This is a genomic window from Yoonia sp. SDW83-1 (assembly GCF_046762885.1).
GTDB lineage: Bacteria > Pseudomonadota > Alphaproteobacteria > Rhodobacterales > Rhodobacteraceae > Yoonia.
In genome coordinates, this window is sequence record NZ_JBKQXO010000001.1 from 194,616 (window position 1) to 213,552 (window position 18,937).

The following is an 18,937-nucleotide window of genomic DNA, read 5'->3' on the forward strand; positions in this document are numbered from 1 at the left end:
TGCGACCAACAGTTGGTAGAGTTGAAAAGACGTCACATATGACTGCATCTGGCGCGCTCCCTACACAGACCATCCGCGATCCGCGACTTGATTTCTATCGCGGGTTGGCGATGTTCATCATCCTGATGGCGCACACGCCTGGCAATTGGTGGAACCAGTGGATCCCGGCCCGGTTTGGCCTGTCTGACGCGGCCGAAATCTTTGTTTTTTGTTCGGGCATGGCATCTGCCGTTGCCTTTGGCCGTACATATCAGCGGCGCGGCTGGGTTTTGGGCACAGCGCGCATCGGATTTCGCGTCTGGCAGATATACTGGGCCCATATCGCCACGTTCCTGCTGACCGCCATGGCGCTGGCCGCATTCGATACCAATGGCGATTTTGACAAATCCTATATCGGTTCGCTGAACCTTGGGCGGTTCTTCAACGAGACACCTGAGCAGTTGGTGGGTTTGTTCACGCTGACCTATGTGCCGAACTTCTTCGATATCCTGCCCATGTATATGATGATCCTGGTGATGGTTCCCATTGTCATGGCACTGGCCAAGATCAATCTGTGGCTTGTGGCCGTGTTTGTGGGTGTGGTCTGGTTTCTGGGTCAGGGCGCATTGCTGGACTGGCTTGGCATCGGCTGGCTGCAGATCAGTTTACCTGCCGAACCCTGGTCCGACCGTGAGTGGTTTTTCAATCCCTTCACCTGGCAACTTGTCTTTTTCACTGGCTTTGGTTTGATGAGCGGCTGGATCTCGGCTCCGCCCATCAATCTTTGGATGATTGTTCTGGTGGCTGCTGTTCTGGTCGGCGGTTTCATGGTCTCAACCGTGGCTGTCCGTGAACTGGGTTTTGATTGGGTGAACCCGTGGCGTGCCGAGAACCGGATGTGGATTTCAAAGACCGATGAAGGTCTGCTGCGCTACATTCATTTTCTGGCAGTGGCCTATTTTGGCTGGGCCATTGCTGGCCCGCAAGGCCGCTACATCGTGGCAACGGGCAAGTCGATCCTGGCCCGGTTGTGGCGCGGGATCGTGACCTTGATCACCAAGGTTGGGCAGCAATCGCTGGCTGTATTCCTGACCACGGTCGTGTTGTCGCGCATTCTGGGTTTCGTGATTGATCAGACCGGCAGTGACCCGCTGCCGATTGCGATGGTCAATGTCGCGGGCTTTGCCATCATCCTTGCAACGGCCTATGCCGCAGCCTGGTTCAAGGGCCAGCCTTGGAGAGGAGCCGCCAAAGCATGATGGATCGCCGTACAGTTCTGGCCCTGATGGCCGCTGCGACATTGCCTGTGGGACCCGCGCGCGCGCAGCAGACGCAAGCCTTTTCGCGTGATTGGCTGATCCAGCATGCCCGACAGAAATCGCAGGAAAACTATATCGCCCGCCCCCTGATCCCCGAGGGTTGGCGCACGCTGGATTATGATCTGTTCCAGCATATCTGGTTCAACGAGAAAAAGGCGATCTGGAACGGTACGGACCGTCCGCTGAAGCTGGACCTGTTCACGGCTGGGCTGTACGTGGAGCGCCCCACAACCATACATCTGGTCGAGGATGGTGAGGCGCGTGCCTTGCCCTATGATCTTTCGCTTTTTGATACGACCGCCGATTTTCCCGATCTGCCGGTTGATGACACGATGGGTTATGCGGGCCTGCGGATGCGGGCGGAACTGAAGCAGCCGGGTATTTTTGAGGAATTTGTAGTCTTTCAAGGGGCAAGCTATTTCCGCGCCATCGGAAACGGTCAGGCCTATGGGATTTCAGCCCGTGGTCTCGCCTTGCGCACGGCTGATCCGGCGGGTGAGGAGTTTCCCGATTTCACCGATTTCTGGGTGGAGGCACCGGAACCGGGTGCGACGTCATTCGTGGTTCATGCCCTGCTCGACAGCCCATCGGTGACGGGGGCCTATCAGTTCATCATCACCCATGGTGACACGACCCGGATGCAAGTGGCCGCCACGCTTTTTCCGCGCGTTGATTTGACCCATGTGGGCCTTGGTGCGCTGACCTCGATGTTCCTGTTTGATGAAACCAACCGTCATCGCTTTGACGACTTTCGCCCAGCGGTTCATGACAGCGAAGGCCTGCTGATCGTCAATGGTAACGGAGAGCGTATCTGGCGCCCGCTGGCCAACCCTAAGAACGTGGAGATCAGTGCGTTTATCGACAAGGATCCGCAGGGTTTCGGCCTGATGCAGCGGGACCGCGACCCCGAAAGCTTTGCCGATCTTGAGGCGCATTACGAGGCGCGCCCCTCACTCTGGATCACGCCGGGCGATAACTGGGGGGAAGGCGCCGTCGAGCTGATCGAGATCCCGGCTGATCGTGAGATTTACGACAATATCGTTGCTTATTGGCGGCCCCGCACCCCGATGATTGCAGGCGAGCGTCAGGATTTCGCCTACCAGATGGAATGGGGCAGCGACCCCGATGGGCTGCCCGATGTGGCCCGGGTCATCAACACCCGCGTGGGCAAGGGGTTCGACCAGATCAAGACGGTGTTTGCCATCGACTTTGCCCCCCATCCTGACCTTGAGGGGCCCTTTGATGACTTGACCGTCATTTTGCGTGGTTCAGCAGGCGAGGTGTCGCCGTCGGTTCTGCAGCATAACCCGGGAACGGGTGGCTTACGTCTCAATTTCAGCATTCTGCCCGGTGATGCGAAGCTGGTTGAACTGCGCGCACAAATCCTCAAGGACGGGCAGCGATTGACAGAAGTGTGGTTGTATCGATGGACGGCATGACCCGCCCGCATATGATGCCGCCAGAGGTTCCGCTGGCGCGCCCGATCCAGATGCTGGACAGGCCGCACCGCGATCTTTCGGCACCCGGAGCCATGGATCGCCGCGCCACGCGCTGGTGGCGTGTGTTGGCCTTTGGTCCGGCTGTTCTGGTCACCGGTATCGTCGTGTCGATGATCGTGGACTGGTTTGCGATGGCGGGGCTTTACCCGCTTGAATATGCTATCATTGGATTGATCACGGTCACATTTTTCTGGATCGCCCTGTCGCTTTCCACAACGCTTGTGGGGATCAGCAGCCTGTTTCTGGGGCACGCCCGGCAGACCACCCAAACACCACTACCATCGCAGAAGGTGGCGTTGCTGGTGCCTGTTTATAATGAGGTTCCAGCGGATGTATTCGGCAATGCCGCTGCCATGATGCTGGCGCTGGCCGAAAATGGCGGTGCGCATGATTATGCGCTGTTTATCCTGTCGGACACCCAGAATGCCGCTGCGGCAGAGGTAGAGGAACGTGCGTTTTTCAACCTGCGATCACGCCTTCCGGTTGGCACGCAGGTCTATTACCGCCGCAGGGCCGTGAACACCGACCGCAAGGTCGGCAATCTGGCGGATTGGGTGGAACGCTGGGGTGGCGGTTATCAGGCGATGCTGGTGTTGGATGCCGACAGCCTGATGAGTGGCGATGCCATCGTCGCCCTGACGGATGCGTTGGCGGCTGATCCCGCCGCCGGTCTGATCCAGTCTTTCCCCACGATCTTTGGTGCGCGCACTGTTTTTGCCCGTGTTCAGCAGTTCTCAAACCGGGTCTATGGCGCGCCTCTGGCAGAGGGGCTGAGCCGATGGACCGATCAGGAAGGCAACTACTGGGGACACAATGCGATTATTCGCACCCGCGCCTTTGCATCCTGTGCTGGTCTGCCACGCATGCGGTCGCGACGCGGCGAGGGCGAGCTGATTCTGAGCCATGATTTTGTTGAGGCTGGTCTGCTGCGCCGCGCCGGTTGGGCGGTGCGGTTTCTGCCGCGTGTCCAAGGCAGCTATGAAGAGGTGCCCGCCACGCTGATTGATTATATCCTGCGCGATCGCCGCTGGTGTCAGGGCAACCTGCAGCATCTGAGCCTGCTGTCATCCCGCGGGTTTCACGCCATGTCGCGGTTTCATCTGGTCAGCGGGGCCATGGGATATCTGATGTCCCCCGCTTGGTTCACCCTGCTGATCATCTGGGCCCTTGTCGGGAACGGGGAACAGGACAATGTGGTCAAGTATTTCAGCGGGTTTGATGCGCAGGTGAACTGGCCGTCGATGACGACCGGGAACAGCCTGATGATCCTGGCTTTCATGTATGCGATGCTGTTGGCCCCCAAGGTGCTTGGTGCTGGCGTCATTCACAAGGCCGGGTTGCGGTTGAGCGACCTTGGCGGGTTCTGGCAGTTTCTGACATCGCTGTCGCTGGAGATCGTCCTGTCCATCGCTTACGCCCCGGTTTTGATGGTGCAGCAGACCAAGGCGGTGGTGATGAAATTCCTGGGCCAGCGTCAAAGCTGGCTGCCGCAGAACCGGCGTGGCGGTCATTACGCCTTGGCCACAATGGCCAAGTTTCATTGGTTCGAGACTGTGCTGGGGTTCGGCGCACTTTTCGGGATGTCGCAAGGGTTGGTGACATTGTGGCTTTTGCCCATCGCGCTGAGCCTGGCGGGGGCGATCCCGCTGTCTGCGCTCAGCGGTGTGGACCTGTCGGCCCGTCGCTGGTCGGCCCGCCATATGGGCACGCCAGAGGGCTTAAATGCGCCGCCGATCATTCGCCGTGCCATGGTTGAGCGTCGCCATGCCGCGCGGGCATTGGAAGCCTCAAGCCATATTGCTGCGGAGTAGGACTGGGTTTAGTTGTCCGTCACAACCGGCAAGCCCCGGGCAAGCCATCCGGGACCGGCGGCTGACCCAAGCATCCCTTCAGGCACGTCGATGATTTGGGTGAACCCTGCTTCGGTCAGCCGATTGGCAAGCCGCGAAGACCGCACGCCGCGCGCGCAGATCAAGGCAATCGGCGCATCCCTGTCGCCGCCCGTCAGCTTTGCCAATTCGTCGACAAAATCGGCGCGGCGCAGATCAAGCCGGTGCGCGCCCTCTCCGCTACCTGTTGCGGACCATTCGTCGGGCCGCCGGATATCGATCAGCGTGATGTCGCCTACCAATGCGGCGGCGTGTGCCTCTGGCGCTGACAGTGTGCCACCTTGGACCTGTTGTGCCAGCAGGCTGTAAAACAGATTTGGATTTGCGATACCTGCAACCGTCACGGCGCCTATGGTCAGGCCGCCGCCGATGAATATCCGTCGCGAAACGCGCATTGGTGGGTCCGCTCCTGATCGGGTGACGCATCTGTGCTGCCAATCTCATCACAGGGTCAGTATCGGAGCAATACACGTTGGCTTGATATTTCCCGTCCGAGCGGTTGGGTATATCGCACCGCTGGCGTATCTTTATGTTGAAAGACAGATCATCCCTTGCAAACGTCGGCCTTTTGGTATGATCAACGCAATGTCACCGCTTGCATGAGAGGATCCGCCATTGTCCAGAATTCGCCCCGAAGACCTGCGTTCTCGTCAGTGGTTTAATAATCCCGATAATCCGGAAATGACCGCACTGTATCTGGAGCGGTATCTGAATTACGGCCTGACCCGGGAAGAGTTGCAGTCTGGCAAGCCGATCATTGCCATTGCCCAGACTGGCAGCGATCTGAGTCCCTGCAACCGCCATCATATTGAACTGGCCAAGCGGGTGCGCGACGGGATTATTGCTGCGGGCGGCGTGCCTTTGGAAATGCCGGTGCATCCCATTCAGGAAACCGGCAAACGCCCGACCGCCAGTCTGGATCGCAATCTGGCTTACCTGGGGTTGGTTGAAACGCTGTTTGGCTATCCGGTTGACGGCGTGGTCCTGACGATTGGTTGTGACAAGACGACACCGGCCCTTTTGATGGCGGCAGCGACGGTCAACATCCCGGCCATCGCCTTGTCAGTCGGTCCCATGCTGAATGGCTGGTTTGAAGGTGAACGCGCCGGGTCGGGCACCGTGATCTGGAAGGCCCGCGAAAGACTGGCAGCAGGCGAGATCACCGATGCCCAGTTCATGGAAATCGCTGCCGCCTCTGCCCCGTCCGTGGGCTATTGCAACACCATGGGCACCGCCACGACGATGAATTCGCTGGCCGAGGGATTGGGGATGCAATTGCCGGGTGCTGCCGCGATTCCGGCCCCCTACCGGGAACGGGGGCAGATCAGCTATGAAACCGGCAAGCGCATTGTCGATATGGTGTGGGAGGATCTGCGCCCATCCGACATCATGACCCGCGCCGCGTTTGAAAATGCGATTGTGATCAACTCTGCCCTTGGCGGATCGACCAATGCGCCGATCCATCTCAATGCGGTTGCCCGCCATCTGGGTGTGCCGCTGGACAATGACGATTGGCAAAAGCTGGGGCATGACATCCCGCTGCTGGTCAATCTGCAACCCGCCGGCAAATATCTGGGTGAGGATTTTCACCGGGCCGGCGGGGTTCCCGCCGTGGTGAACGCGCTGCTGGATGCGGACCTGCTGCCGCACCCGGATGCCATCACGGCCAATGGGAAGGGGATGGGCGAGAACTGCGCCACCACCGGTTCGACAAATGACGATGTGATCAAGTCCGTTGCTGATCCGCTGAAGGTTGCCGCTGGCTTCGTCAACCTCAAGGGCAATCTGTTCGACAGTGCGATCATGAAAACCAGCGTGATCAGCCCCGCCTTTCGCAAGACCTATCTGTCCAACCCGGACGATCCGGAGGCCTTTGAAGGCCGCGCTGTCGTTTTTGACGGACCAGAGGACTATCATCACCGCATTGATGACCCGGCTGAGAATATCGACGAAAACTGTATTCTGGTGATGCGCGGCGCCGGACCCAAAGGGTATCCCGGCGCGGCAGAGGTCGTGAATATGCGTGCGCCGTCATACCTGTTGAAAAAGGGTGTTCAGGCGCTGCCTTGCATCGGCGACGGGCGTCAATCCGGCACCTCCGGATCGCCATCAATCCTGAACGCCTCGCCCGAGGCTGCGGATAATGGCGGGCTAGCGGTGCTGCAGACCGGTGACAGGGTGCGCATCGACCTGAAGGCTTGCACGGCGAATATCCTGATATCGGACACCGAATTGCAGGCGAGGAAAGACGCATTGATGGCCGCTGGTGGATATCCGATCCCTGCCAGCCAGTCACCGTGGCAGCAGTATTTCCGGGGCATGGTCCAGCCGCTGAGCGAGGGCATGACCTTGCGCGATGCGCCTGATTACAAAGATATCGCCCGCAAACATATGCCGCGCGACAATCACTAGGCGCTGTCGGACTTATAGGTTGTGCGGGATGTGGGCTGTCGCTTCGATCTCAAGCAAGGCGTCATCTTCGATCAGCCCGGCGACGACCAGCATCGACATCGCCGGGAAATGGCGGCCCAGCACGCGGCGGTAAACCTCGCCCACCTCGCGCTGGCGTTGCAGATATTCTGTCTTGTCGATGATAAACCAGGTCAGGCGCGTGATATCCTCGATCCGGCCGCCAGCCTTTTCTACAACGGCCACGATATTACGCAGCGCCTGTTCCATTTGCCCAATGAAATCATGCGACTGAAACACCTGATCCACGTCCCACCCGATCTGACCGCCGATATAGAGCGTCCCGTCCAGCGCCAGGACTCCGTTGGCATAGCCCTTGGCCGGAGCCCATCCGTCCGGCTGGATGATCTGGTTTGTCATGGCGTGCTCCGAAGATAGGGGGTGAAGGCCGCGCGCATGTCGTCGGGCCAGTTTTGCGGGCGGCCCTGGCTGTTGGTCAGCACAAGGGTCGAGCGCGACACGAACCGCTGCTGATCTCCGCAATGGGCGATACATTCAAGGCCAAGGCTGGTTCTGCCCACCTGTGTGACGCCCAGCGCCAGATTAAGTTGGTCGCCATGGCGGCTGGGCGCGGTAAAGCGGGTTTCGATCTGCGCAGTGGGCACGGCGGCCTGCGGATGGAGGTGTTCGAAGGGAAATCCGAGCCGGTCGAAAAACGCCTCGATACAATCATTGATGATCTCGAAATAGCGCGGGTAGAACACGATCCCGGCAGGGTCGCAGTGTTTGAATAGAATCTTCTGGGGAAAGGTGAAATCCAACCAGTCACCCCTTTGGTTTCAGCAGATAGCGTTGGATCTTGCCTGTCGCCGTCTTGGGCAGCGCTGCGACGAAACGGACGTCGCGCGGATATTTGTAAGGCGCGATGGTGGCCTTCACATGGTCCTGCAGCATCTTCGCTGTGTCTGCGGTGGCTTCGCCATCAGCCAGAACCACATGGGCCTGCACGATCATCCCACGCTCTTCATCCGGCACGCCGATCACCGCGCATTCCGCCACCGCCGGGTGCGACAGCAGCGCCGCCTCGACCTCTGGCCCGGCGATGTTGTAGCCAGACGAGACGATCATGTCGTCATTTCGCGCGGCGAAATGCAGATAGCCGTCATCGTCCATGACAAAGGCATCGCCGGTCACGTTCCAGCCGTCGATCACATAATCGGTTTGGCGCGTGTCTTTCAGATAACGGCAGCCGGTGGGGCCGCGCACCGCGAGGCGGCCGACCTGACCGGCGGGCAGTTCCGCACCGTCCGCCCCGATGACCTTGGCCTCGTATCCGGTCACGGCGCGGCCCGTGCAGGCCGGCCGGTGATCATCGAAGCGGTTGGAGATGAAAATATGCAGCATTTCGGTCGCGCCAATCCCGTCCAGCAGCGGCTTGCCTGTCTTGGCGATCCAGTCGGCATAGACAGGCGCGGGCAGCGTTTCGCCGGCGGACACCGCCGCGCGCAGACTGCTGAGGTCGGCGCCTTCTTCCATCGCCGCCAGCATGGCGCGGTAGGCAGTGGGCGCGGTGAAGCAGATCGTTGCTTTGTATTTCTGGATGATCTCGATCATGTTGGGCGGTGAGGCGTTTTCCAGCAGCGTCGCGGTCGCCCCGAACCGCAGGGGGAACAGCGCCAGACCACCCAGCCCGAAGGTGAAGGCGAGCGGCGGTGAGCCCACAAAGACATCATCCGGCGTGACGCCCAGCACTTCCTTGGCATAGCCGTCGGCGATGATCATCAGGTCGCGGTGGAAATGCATCGTGGCCTTGGGCGACCCCGTCGTGCCGGATGTAAAGCCAAGAAGCGCCACATCGTCGCGCCCTGTTTTCGCAGCCTCGAACCGGACCGGTTTTTCCAGCGCGAGCCGGTCAAGATCGGCATCGTGATTGGATGTCCCGTCAAAGCCGACGACGTGCCGCAGGTATCGGCTGTCCGCCGCACAGGCCGCCATTTCGTCCATCAGCCGCGTATCGCAGAGCGCATGGCTAACCTCGGCCTTGTCGATGATCTGGCCTAGTTCCGCCGCGCGCAGCATCGGCATGGTGTTCACCACCACAGCCCCGGCCTTGGTCGCGGCCAGCCAGCAGGCCACCATGGCAGGGTTGTTGGCGGACCGGATCAGCACACGGTTGCCGGGCTGCACGCCCAGATCCTCGACCAGCACATGCGCCAGCCGGTTGGTCCAGTCGGCAAGTTCCTTGTAGGTGCGCCTGCGTCCGTTGCCGATCAGGGCGGTATGGTCACCGAACCCTTTGGCGACCATCGCATCGGTGAGTTCGACCGCCGCATTCAACTGTTCGGGATAGTCAAATCCGTCCAGCAGGAAGTCCGGCCATTGATCCGGGGGCGGCAGGTTGTCGCGTGTAAAGGTATCTGTGTGGATGCTGGCCGTTAACATCGCTGCACCTCCGTCATTGTCCCATGGTCTGGCGGGCGATGATCACCCGTTGCACGTCTGACGCGCCTTCGTAAATCCGTAGCGCCCTGATTTCCCGGTAGAGTCGTTCGACAGTCTCACCCGACCGCACCCCGTCGCCGCCATGCAATTGCACGGCCCGGTCGATCACCTTTTGCGCCTGATCGGTGGCAAAGAGTTTGGCCATCGCCGCCTCGCGCGTGATCCTTGGCGCACCGCTATCCTTGGCCCAGGCTGCCCGGTAGATCAGCAGCGCACTGGCGTCGATATCGACGGCCATGTCGGCGATATGGCCTTGGACCATTTGGAGGTCAGACAATGGTGCACCGCCGATATGTCTGGTTTTGATCCGCGACAGCGCCTCGTCCAGCGCCCGCCGAGCAAAGCCAAGGGCCGCAGCCCCGACGCTGGGGCGAAACACATCCAGCACCGACATCGCGATCTTGAAGCCTGCACCGCTGGCCCCGATCATGGCATCGTGCGGCACGCGGCAATCGGTGAAGCGCAACGTGGCCAGCGGGTGTGGCGCAATGGTGTCGATCCGGGCCGCGATGTCGAAACCTGGCAATCCGGCAGGTACGATGAAGGCCGACAACCCGCGCGCGCCCGGTGCATCGCCTGTCCGCGCAAAGACGGTGTAGACATCCGCAATCCCGCCATTGCTGATCCATGTCTTTTCACCGTTCAGCACATAGCTGTCGCCGTCTGGTGTGGCGGTCATGGTGGAATTGGCAACATCCGATCCCGATTGCGGTTCGGTCAGGGCAAAGGCGGAAATCGCCTTGCCCGCGCGGATGCGGGGGAGCCATTCGTGCTGTTGCGCCGGGCTGCCGAACAGCGATATGGCCCCGGTGCCAAGCCCCTGCATTGCAAAGGCGAAATCGGCGAGGCCATCGTGCCGGGCGAGCGTTTCGCGGATCAGGCACAGCGTTCTGACATCCAGCGCGCCGGTCCCATCGGGGTCGATGGCCGCATGGTGCAGCCAGCCGCCATCGCCCAAGGCCGCAACCAGCGCCCTGCAAGCCGCATCGGTGTCGCTGTGGTCAATGTCGTTCAGGTTGTCGGCACACCATGTTTCGAGTTGTTCGGCCAGTTCCCGGTGCCGATCATCGAAAAAGGGCCAGTCAAGAAAGGATCTATCTGCCATCAATCGCCCTCAAATACCGGTTTTTCCTTGGCGACGAATGCGTCATAAGCGCGTTTGAAATCGGCCGTCTGCATGCAGATCGCCTGCGCTTGCGCCTCGGCCTCGATCGCCTGCTCGATGGACATCGACCATTCCTGCGCAAGCATCGTCTTGGTCATCATATGCCCGAAATTCGGTCCGGCGGTCAGGCGGGCGGCCAGTGCCGCAGCCTCCTGATCCAAGGTATCTGCCGCCACAACCCTGTTGTAAAAACCCCATGCGCGGCCTTCGTCGGCGGACATCGACCGCCCGGTATAAAGCAATTCCGCCGCCCGTCCCTGCCCGATGATCCGCGGCAGGATCGCACAGGCCCCCATGTCGCAGCCTGCCAGCCCGACACGGGTAAAGAGAAACGCGGTCTTTGCCTCTGGCGTCGCAATCCGCAGATCGGACGCCATGGCGATAATCGCACCGGCCCCGACACAGACACCGTCAATGGCTGCGATCATCGGTTTGCCGCAATTCACGATGGCCTTGACCAGATCGCCGGTCATCCGGGTGAAGGCCAACAGTTCCTTCATCGTCATCTTCGTCAGTGGGCCGATGATGTCATGCACGTCGCCGCCAGAGCTGAAGTTTCCGCCGTTCGACGCAAAGACGACAGTCTGCACGTCATCGGCATAATGCAGATCGCGGAACCAGTCGCGCAGTTCGGCATAGCTTTCAAAGGTCAGGGGGTTCTTGCGCTCTGGCCGGTCAAGTGCGACGGTCGCGATCCCGTCTGCGATGTCACATTTGAAGTGCTGAACGTCGGTACGCATCGTCAATCCCTTCCGGTTTGCAGGCCATGTTGCAGATGTTCCAGCCGCTGGCCGATATCCTGCGCCTCTGACGCGGTGAAATCGCTGAACATCGCGTTCACCCAGGCCTCGTGCGCGGCAGCTTGCCTTGCGAATTCTTCCTGCCCGCGCCGTGTCAGCCGCACGAGCGATGCACGGCGGTCGCCCGGAACAGCGATGCGCACCAGCAGGCCATCATCGGACAAACGGTCCACGATTCCTGTGACATTGCCGTTTGATACCCGCAGGACGCTGGAAAGCTCGCTCATCTTCAGGCCGTTCTCATAGCGTGACAGGGCCGCCATGACATCAAAGCGCGGCAGGGTCGTGCCAAACTCCGCGCGGAAATTCTCGCGCAATGTCGTCTCGATTCCGCGGCTGGCCTTGAGAAGGCGCAGCCACAGCCGCAGCCGTTCTTTTGATGGTGTGCTGTCGGCGGATGTTGCGCGCTCGGCCATCAGATTTCCCCGCCAGAGATGCTGAGCGCGTGACCGTTTACCGACCGCGCTGCATCAGAACAGAGCCAAAGCACAGTTTCGGCAACTTCGTCGGTCTGGATGAACCGGCGCTGCGGGTTGCCCTTTGTCAGGGATTTGGCGGCGTCTTCTTCGGTCATGCCGGTCTTGCTGACGATATTGGCGATGGACCGGTCCAGCATCGGTGTTTCGATGAAACCGGGGCAGACCGCGTTGACGGTGATCCCGGTCGCAGCCAGTTCGATGGCCAAGGCGCGTGTGAGGCCCACAACGCCGTGCTTGGCGGCGCAATAACCGGATACGTAAGGATAGCCCTTCAGCCCGGCGGTGGAGGCGATGGCGATCATCCGGCCGCCACCAGCGGCTTTCATATCCGGCAGTGCCTCTTGCCAGACGTTGAAGACGCCAGTCAGGTTCACGTCCAGCATTGCGGTCAGATCGTCGGGCGTCATCTTGGCGAACGGTACGCTGTGTGCGGCACCGGCATTGGCGACGACCACGTCGATAGGGCCATTATCGGCCCTCGCGGCGTCAAACGCCCGTTTCACCGCATCGCGATCCGTCACATCGCAAACCTGATAGGGCAAATCCTGCGATTGCAGCGAACCTTCCGACCGGCCCATGATGGTGACGGTGTAGCCCGCCTTCGCCAAGCGCTGCGCCGTATCTGCCCCCACGCCCGTTCCGCCGCCTGTGACAATCGCATGGGTCATACTTTGTCCGCCATTTCTGCATCACGGTCGGCCAGCCGCCATGCCTGATCGCGGCCTGCCTCGTAAGGACGCGGCCAGTTTTCCTGCCGGTCACCCAGTTGCGTCGCTGCGTGAAGCGTCCAGTAGGGATCGGCAAGATGGGGTCGCGCGAGGCACACCAGATCGGCCCGGCCCGCCATCAGGATCGAGTTGACGTGATCCGCCTCGTAGATATTGCCGACCGCCATTGTTCCGATCCCCGCTTCGTTCCGGATACGGTCAGAAAACGGAGTCTGGAACATGCGCCCGTAGATCGGTTTCGCATCGGTTGAGGTTTGTCCGGCGGAGACGTCGATGATGTCTGCCCCTGCCTCTGCAAACATCCTGGCGATCATCACCGCATCGTCGGGCGTGATACCATCATCGCCGCACCAGTCATTGGCCGATATGCGCACGGACATCGGTTTGGCCGCAGGCCAGACTGCGCGCATGGCCCGAAACACCTCAAGCGGGTAGCGCATCCGGTTTTCAAGGTTTCCGCCGTATTCGTCCGTGCGAATGTTGGACAGCGGCGAAATGAAGGACGAGATCAGATAACCATGTGCTGCGTGCAGTTCGATCATGTCAAAGCCTGCCCGGTCGGCCATTTGGGCGGACGCCACGAACTGAGCAGTGATCGCGTCCATATCGGCGCGATCCATCGCCTTTGGCGCCGCATTATCTGCCGACCACGGAGTGTCAGAAGCCGAGAGCAACGGCCAGTTGCCATCGGCCAAAGGCTGATCCATCCCTTCCCAGCCGATACGGGTGGAGCCCTTGCGCCCGGAATGGCCGATCTGGCAGCAGGTTTTGGCCTCTGTTTCGGTGTGGATGAAATGGTTAAGGCGCGCCCATGCCGCCTCATGCGCAGGATCATAAAGCCCGGGGCATCCGGGTGTGATGCGCCCCGTGGCCGAAACGCATGTCATTTCGGTAAACACCAGGCCGGCGCCGCCCTTGGCCCGTTCGCCATAATGGATCAGATGCCAGTCGGTCGGGCAGCCATCGACGGCCTTGTATTGGGCCATGGGCGACACAACGATCCGGTTTTTCAATTCCATCTCGCGCAGTTTCAACGGCGCAAACATCGGTGGACGCGGCTGCCCCTCGACCGTGGCGCCGGCCTGTTCCATGAACCATCGTTCAGCCGAAGCCAGCCATGTCGGGTCTCGTTCCCGCAGGTTTTCGTGGCTGATCCGCTGTGACCGTGTCAGCATCGAATAGTTCAGCTGGATCGGATCAAGGTCCAGATAGCGCTCCACATCCTCGAACCACTCGACCGAGTTGCGGGCCGCCGATTGCAGGCGCAGCACCTCAAGGCGGCGCTTTTCCTCGTACTCAGCAAAAGCCTTTGGGATGGAGGTCGCGTTTGTCAGGCTGTCGGCCAGCGCAATCGCGCTTTCCAGCGCCAGCTTGGTGCCCGACCCGATGGAAAAATGCGCGGTCGCCGCCGCATCGCCCAGAAGCACCACGTTCTTGTGGCTCCAAGTCTTGCACAGAACACGGGGGAACCTGATCCAGGCGGAGCCGCGAATGTGGTTGGCATTGGTCATCAGCCCGTGACCGCCAAGATAGTCGCGAAAGATATCCTCGCAGATCGCGATGGTTTCCTGCTGGCTTTTCTCGCCAAAGCCGTAGGCGTCGAATGTGTCCTGACCGCATTCCACGATGAATGTCGCGGTCTGGTCATCGAACTGATAGGCGTGGACCCAGATCCAGCCCTTGTCGGTTTTTTCGAAGATAAACGTGAACGCATCATCGAATTTCTGATGCGTCCCCAGCCAGACAAACTGGCATTTGCGGACATCGATATCGGGCTCAAAAGCCTCCGCAAACTCCTTTCGTGTTTTCGAATTCAGCCCGTCGCAGGCGACAACAACATCAAAGTCATTCATGTAGTCGGAGGCTGCACCGACCTCGGTTCCAAACCGCAGATCAACACCCAGTTCGGCCGCCCGTTTTTGCAGGATCAACAGCAGGCGTTTGCGCCCGATCCCGCAAAAGCCATGGCCGCTCGACACCAGCCGTTGCCCCTGATGATGCAGGGCGATGTCATCCCAATATGCAAAATGCGTGCGGATTTCGGCGGCGCTGACGGGATCGTTGGCGGCAAGATTATCCAGCGTCTCATCCGACAGGACGACGCCCCAGCCGAACGTGTCATCGGGTTTGTTTCGCTCGAACACCGTCACGTCCGCGTCGGGCATCCGCAGCTTTGTCGAGATCGCAAAGTAGAGGCCCGCAGGACCGCCACCAAGGCATGCAATACGCATCCGATTGCCCTTTTTGCCGGGTATCTTCACGCAGCGTAAGCGCGCGTCTCCGAAATTTCAAGCATCAATATTTTATATATAAAATATAATCCACCCTCTAACGCCACTGCGTCGCGCGCCGCTCCACCGCGTTAATCAGCGTCCATTCGATGAGCAGGATGAACACCACAAAGCTGAGAGCATAGGCCATCACATAGCCGATCTCGAACAGCTGGAAGTAAAGGTGGATCTGAAAGCCGACCCCATCGCTGCGGCCCAGAAACTCGACCACCAGAACGATTTTCCAGATGATCGCCAGACCGTTGCGCATGCTGGAGGCGATGAATGGCCAGAGTTGGGGCAGCACAACGTGGCGGAACCGGGCGCCCCAGCCCATCTGGAATGATCGTGCCATCTCGCTCAGCTTGGGGTCAAGGGCGTGGGTGCCTTCGCGGATGGTGACAGCGACCATGGCGGTTTTATTCAAGGCGACAGCCGTGATCGCCGCCACCTCGTTCAGGCCGATCCAGAGGTAGCATAGGACGATCACCACCAGCGCGGGGATGTTGAGGAATACGACCAGCCACGCCCCAAACCAGCGGTTTAGCCCGTCATTCAGCCCCATCGCAATCCCGATAATCATGCCCAGCACCATCGCCAGCCCGAACGCTGCCGCGACGCGCAGGATTGTCGCGATCATGTGGCGGGCCAATGCGCCTGATGCGGCCTCGGCCTGAATGATGTTCCAGACCTGCGACGGATTGGGCAATACAGTCGGATCCGCCCGGAGCCATGCCAGAACCACCCAGAAACACACGAGACCGATCAGCGACAGGATCGCGATAACGAAGTTCATTTGTGGTTTCGTCGCCGTCATGCCGCCACCCTGTCACGAAATAGCGGCGGGCCCCAATGGCAAAATACGGGCTTCATACCTAAGTCGCATAGGACGCGCCGCGCGGCCCGCGTAGGATCACGATTATGCGTCTCGCCCATCTGCTGATCAGCTGTCTGTGGACACTCGCCCTTTTCATTGCCAGCGCTGTCGCAGCAGCGGCTGAACCCTTGGGTCGAGAGGTGCTGGAGCCCTATATCGTCCCCCCGATGTCGCTGGGCGAACAACTGAATGATCAGGGCGTGTGGGAGCTGTTGAATTCAGGCGGCGCACATGCGGGATATGTGTTCGAGACAGAGCCGATGGCCCCCCTGCCCGGCTTTTCCGGTGCCTCCATCAACATGCTTGTTGTGCTTGACCTTGATGGCCGGTTTCTGGACGTCAAACTGATCTCTCACAACGAGCCGATCTTTGTGTCGGGGCTGGGCGAGGCCCCGTTTCACAAGTTCTTTGAACAGTATCGCGGACATTCGATCTCGGACAGTCTGGTTGTGGGCAGCCCCTATGGCAGCGGCAGCGACGGGTCCGCGCTGGTCTATCTGGATGGGGTGACCAAGGCGACCGCGTCGGTGCGCATTGCCCATGAAAGTATTCTGGCAGCCGCGCTGAAGGTCGCCCGCGAAAAGATGGGCGGTATCGCGTCGGGACCCGCGGCTTATCCGAACCCCGACTACGTGGAGGATCTGACCTGGACGGATCTGGTCGATCAGGGACTGGTGACACGGACAACAGTCAGCAATGCCGCAATCAACAAGGAATTCGCGGGAACACTTTGGGCGCAAGACGACCCCGAGGCGCAGGCAGACCCAGATGGCACCTATCTCGACTTGTGGGTCGTCGATGTCGGCCCGCAATCCATCGCGCGGGCTGTCCTGTCGCCGGGCAGTTACGAAGAGTTGCAGGATTTCATGGCAATCTCTGACACGGATGAGCCTGTTTTGCTGATCGAGGCAGGGCGTCACGGGTTAATCACCGATGATTTCGTCCGCAACACATCGCCCGACCTGATCAGCGCCGAACAGGGTGGGTTTCCCATCGCGTTCCGGGACGCCGATATCTTTATACAGTTGCATCCTGACCTGCCCGAAGCGTTGCATGATGGCACCGCGTTGATCCTGCGGACTGACCGCAGGCTTGGCTTTGACCCGACAGCAGAATGGACGCTGAAGGTGAAGGCGATCCGCGAACATGGTGTGTTCCAACCAGAGATTGGGTCGGTCACGATTGATACGACCCTATCGACCGATGAACGGTTCTTCTCCCGCCCCGAGGTGATCAAACCCCGCCCAGCATGGCTGGATGCATTGTCGAACAGATCGACCGATCTGATTGTGCTGGGCGTTTTTCTGGCGGCACTGATCGCTGTTCTGGGCCTGCGCCTGAACCGGTTGGCGGGGCACAGGCACTTCACGCCCATCCGCCTTGGTATACTGGCCTTCATGACCGGGTTTATCGGCTGGTGGGGCCAGGGCCAGTTGTCTATTGCCACACCGCTGGCAGTCATCAGAACGGCGGCTGAGGGCGGCAGCTTTGCCTTCCTGCTTTATGATCCATTTTCACTGCTGATCTGGGCGGTCACCATTTTCGGGTTTGTCCTTTGGGGCCGGGGTTTGTTTTGTGGCTGGCTTTGCCCGTTTGGCGCGTTGCAGGAATTTACCCATCATATTGGCCGTACCTTGCGTCTGCCGCAGATCGAACCGTCGGATGCATGGGATGACCGCCTGAAATGGGTGAAATACATCGTGCTCGCCGGTCTGGTGGCGCTCATCTTCACCGCGCCCGCCCGTCTGGACAAGGCAATTGAGGTGGAGCCATTCAAGACCGCCATCACCACATTCTTTATTCGTGAATGGTACTATGTCGCCTATGCCGTGGGCCTATTGCTGCTGTCGATGGTGCTGTTCAAAGGGTTCTGCCGTTACATCTGCCCGCTGGGGGCGGTCATGGCGATTGGTGGGCTGGTCCGGGGCCGGGACTGGATCGCGCGGCGTGTCGAATGCGGGTCACCCTGCCAGCTTTGCAAGGTGAAATGCGACTATAACGCCATCAAGAAGACCGGCGAGATCCAGTATTCGGAATGCTTCCAATGTCTGGATTGCGTGACAATCCATGACAGCGCCGACCAATGCGTTCCGCTGATCCTTGCGGCCAAGCGCGGCCGGGTTTTGCAACAGGTGGCCGCCGAATGATGCTGACGCGCCGCAGATTTCTGACCATCAGTGCGGCCATGGTGGCTGGTCCGGCCTGGGCGACCCCGCAGCGCTGGCAAGGCCGCGCCTTTGGGGCGGATGTCAGCCTGACGATCCGGGGGCCGCGCGATGATGCGGTGGCGGCGATTGATGCCACCCGCCAGATCATTGCCCATGTCGAAAGTCTGTTCAGTCTATATGATCCGGCTTCGGCGCTGTCGGAACTGAACCGAGACGGCACACTGCCACAGCCTGATCCTGATTTTCTGGCGCTGATGCAGGCGGCGGAGCATGGGCATCTTCTGACAGGCGGATTGTTCGATCCCACGATCCAACCTTTATGGCGCGCTTTGGCCGATGGATCGGATCCTGCAGTAGCCAGTACTGCCATTGGTTGGGACCGCGTGCGCTTTGATGCCCAGGAGGTTCAGTTGGACCGGGGTCAGGCGCTGACATTCAACGGGATCGCGCAGGGCTTTGCCACCGATCTGATCACCGCGCAGCTACAGCGGCTGGGAATGACCGAAACGCTCGTGAATATTGGCGAATACCGGGCGATTGGCGGGCCATGGCGGCTGGCCATCAGCGATCCTGTTCATGGAGAATTGGGGACGCGCACGATTGCGCAGGGTGCTATCGCGACATCAAGCCCGACAGCAATGTCGTTGGGCGCGCAGGCCCACATCCTGCATCCGCAGCACCGCGTTCGGTGGTCGACCGTGTCGGTCGAGGCGCAGACCGCAACGCTGGCCGATTGTGTGTCGACGGCCCTTTGTCTTGCGCCACTGGACCAGATCGCCGCCATCCGCGCGACGGAGGGTATTGGGCGGATCACGCTGGTGGATTTCAATGGCGACCTGACGACCCTGTAGCC

General features: G+C 60.2%; 16 protein-coding genes. 6 read left to right on the top strand and 10 right to left on the bottom strand.

Annotated features, from left to right (window positions below):
* Nucleotides 1–38: 38 nt before the first annotated feature.
* Genes ACFWW4_RS00960 through mdoH form a run of 3 tightly spaced genes read left to right on the top strand, consistent with a single transcriptional unit; the run spans nucleotide 39 to nucleotide 4,608 of the window.
* Nucleotides 39–1,238, top strand: a complete 1,200-nt coding sequence (locus tag ACFWW4_RS00960) for an OpgC family protein (RefSeq protein WP_411889144.1) — start codon at nucleotides 39–41, stop codon at nucleotides 1,236–1,238.
* Nucleotides 1,235–2,737 (top strand): glucan biosynthesis protein, encoded by a 1,503-nt coding sequence (locus tag ACFWW4_RS00965; protein WP_411889145.1) that lies wholly within the window; start codon nucleotides 1,235–1,237, stop codon nucleotides 2,735–2,737. Before ACFWW4_RS00960 ends, ACFWW4_RS00965 begins: the two co-directional genes overlap by 4 nt.
* Nucleotides 2,734–4,608, top strand: coding sequence for a glucans biosynthesis glucosyltransferase MdoH (gene mdoH, locus ACFWW4_RS00970; RefSeq protein WP_411889146.1), 1,875 nt, complete (start codon nucleotides 2,734–2,736; stop codon nucleotides 4,606–4,608). The genes ACFWW4_RS00965 and mdoH overlap by 4 nt, the downstream gene beginning before the upstream one ends.
* A gap of 8 nt (nucleotides 4,609–4,616) precedes the next feature.
* On the opposite strand, the gene ACFWW4_RS00975 is transcribed toward mdoH, so the two are convergent.
* Entirely contained in the window at nucleotides 4,617–5,081 is a 465-nt protein-coding gene (locus ACFWW4_RS00975) for a rhodanese-like domain-containing protein (protein WP_411889147.1), read from the bottom strand.
* 220 nt (nucleotides 5,082–5,301) lie between these two features.
* Between ACFWW4_RS00975 and ACFWW4_RS00980 the strand changes: the two genes are divergently transcribed.
* Entirely contained in the window at nucleotides 5,302–7,098 is a 1,797-nt protein-coding gene (locus tag ACFWW4_RS00980; protein ID WP_411889148.1) for an IlvD/Edd family dehydratase, read from the top strand.
* 12 nt (nucleotides 7,099–7,110) lie between these two features.
* Here the strand turns inward: ACFWW4_RS00980 and ACFWW4_RS00985 are convergent, their stop codons facing one another.
* The 9 genes from ACFWW4_RS00985 to ACFWW4_RS01025 all read right to left on the bottom strand — a co-directional run bounded on the left by ACFWW4_RS00985 (nucleotide 7,111) and on the right by ACFWW4_RS01025 (nucleotide 15,856).
* Entirely contained in the window at nucleotides 7,111–7,515 is a 405-nt protein-coding gene (locus tag ACFWW4_RS00985; RefSeq protein ID WP_411889149.1) for a RidA family protein, read from the bottom strand.
* The gene (locus ACFWW4_RS00990; RefSeq protein ID WP_411889150.1) at nucleotides 7,512–7,916 is read right to left on the bottom strand and encodes an acyl-CoA thioesterase; all 405 of its coding nucleotides are present in this window, start codon (nucleotides 7,914–7,916) and stop codon (nucleotides 7,512–7,514) included. Before ACFWW4_RS00990 ends, ACFWW4_RS00985 begins: the two co-directional genes overlap by 4 nt.
* Before the next feature lie 4 nt (nucleotides 7,917–7,920).
* Entirely contained in the window at nucleotides 7,921–9,537 is a 1,617-nt protein-coding gene (locus ACFWW4_RS00995; protein WP_411889151.1) for an AMP-binding protein, read from the bottom strand.
* Between the two features lie 13 nt (nucleotides 9,538–9,550).
* Nucleotides 9,551–10,702 carry an acyl-CoA dehydrogenase family protein gene (locus ACFWW4_RS01000; RefSeq protein WP_411889152.1) on the bottom strand — a complete coding sequence of 384 codons (1,152 nt, stop codon included), beginning with the start codon at nucleotides 10,700–10,702 and terminating at the stop codon, nucleotides 9,551–9,553.
* Nucleotides 10,702–11,502, bottom strand: coding sequence for an enoyl-CoA hydratase family protein (locus tag ACFWW4_RS01005; RefSeq protein ID WP_411889153.1), 801 nt, complete (start codon nucleotides 11,500–11,502; stop codon nucleotides 10,702–10,704). The genes ACFWW4_RS01000 and ACFWW4_RS01005 overlap by 1 nt, the downstream gene beginning before the upstream one ends.
* A 2-nt stretch (nucleotides 11,503–11,504) precedes the next feature.
* The gene (locus tag ACFWW4_RS01010) at nucleotides 11,505–11,978 is read right to left on the bottom strand and encodes a MarR family winged helix-turn-helix transcriptional regulator (protein ID WP_411889154.1); all 474 of its coding nucleotides are present in this window, start codon (nucleotides 11,976–11,978) and stop codon (nucleotides 11,505–11,507) included.
* Nucleotides 11,978–12,709 carry an SDR family NAD(P)-dependent oxidoreductase gene (locus ACFWW4_RS01015; RefSeq protein ID WP_411889155.1) on the bottom strand — a complete coding sequence of 244 codons (732 nt, stop codon included), beginning with the start codon at nucleotides 12,707–12,709 and terminating at the stop codon, nucleotides 11,978–11,980. Before ACFWW4_RS01015 ends, ACFWW4_RS01010 begins: the two co-directional genes overlap by 1 nt.
* The gene (locus ACFWW4_RS01020; RefSeq protein ID WP_411889156.1) at nucleotides 12,706–15,000 is read right to left on the bottom strand and encodes a bifunctional salicylyl-CoA 5-hydroxylase/oxidoreductase; all 2,295 of its coding nucleotides are present in this window, start codon (nucleotides 14,998–15,000) and stop codon (nucleotides 12,706–12,708) included. The genes ACFWW4_RS01015 and ACFWW4_RS01020 overlap by 4 nt, the downstream gene beginning before the upstream one ends.
* A 97-nt stretch (nucleotides 15,001–15,097) precedes the next feature.
* On the bottom strand, nucleotides 15,098–15,856 hold the full coding sequence (locus ACFWW4_RS01025) for an ABC transporter permease (RefSeq protein ID WP_411889157.1): 759 nt from the start codon (nucleotides 15,854–15,856) through the stop codon (nucleotides 15,098–15,100).
* Nucleotides 15,857–15,960: 104 nt separating this feature from the next.
* Between ACFWW4_RS01025 and ACFWW4_RS01030 the strand changes: the two genes are divergently transcribed.
* Both ACFWW4_RS01030 and ACFWW4_RS01035 read left to right on the top strand, forming a co-directional pair.
* On the top strand, nucleotides 15,961–18,063 hold the full coding sequence (locus tag ACFWW4_RS01030; RefSeq protein WP_411889158.1) for a 4Fe-4S binding protein: 2,103 nt from the start codon (nucleotides 15,961–15,963) through the stop codon (nucleotides 18,061–18,063).
* Nucleotides 18,060–18,935, top strand: coding sequence for an FAD:protein FMN transferase (locus ACFWW4_RS01035; protein ID WP_411889159.1), 876 nt, complete (start codon nucleotides 18,060–18,062; stop codon nucleotides 18,933–18,935). The genes ACFWW4_RS01030 and ACFWW4_RS01035 overlap by 4 nt, the downstream gene beginning before the upstream one ends.
* Nucleotides 18,936–18,937 lie beyond the last annotated feature (2 nt).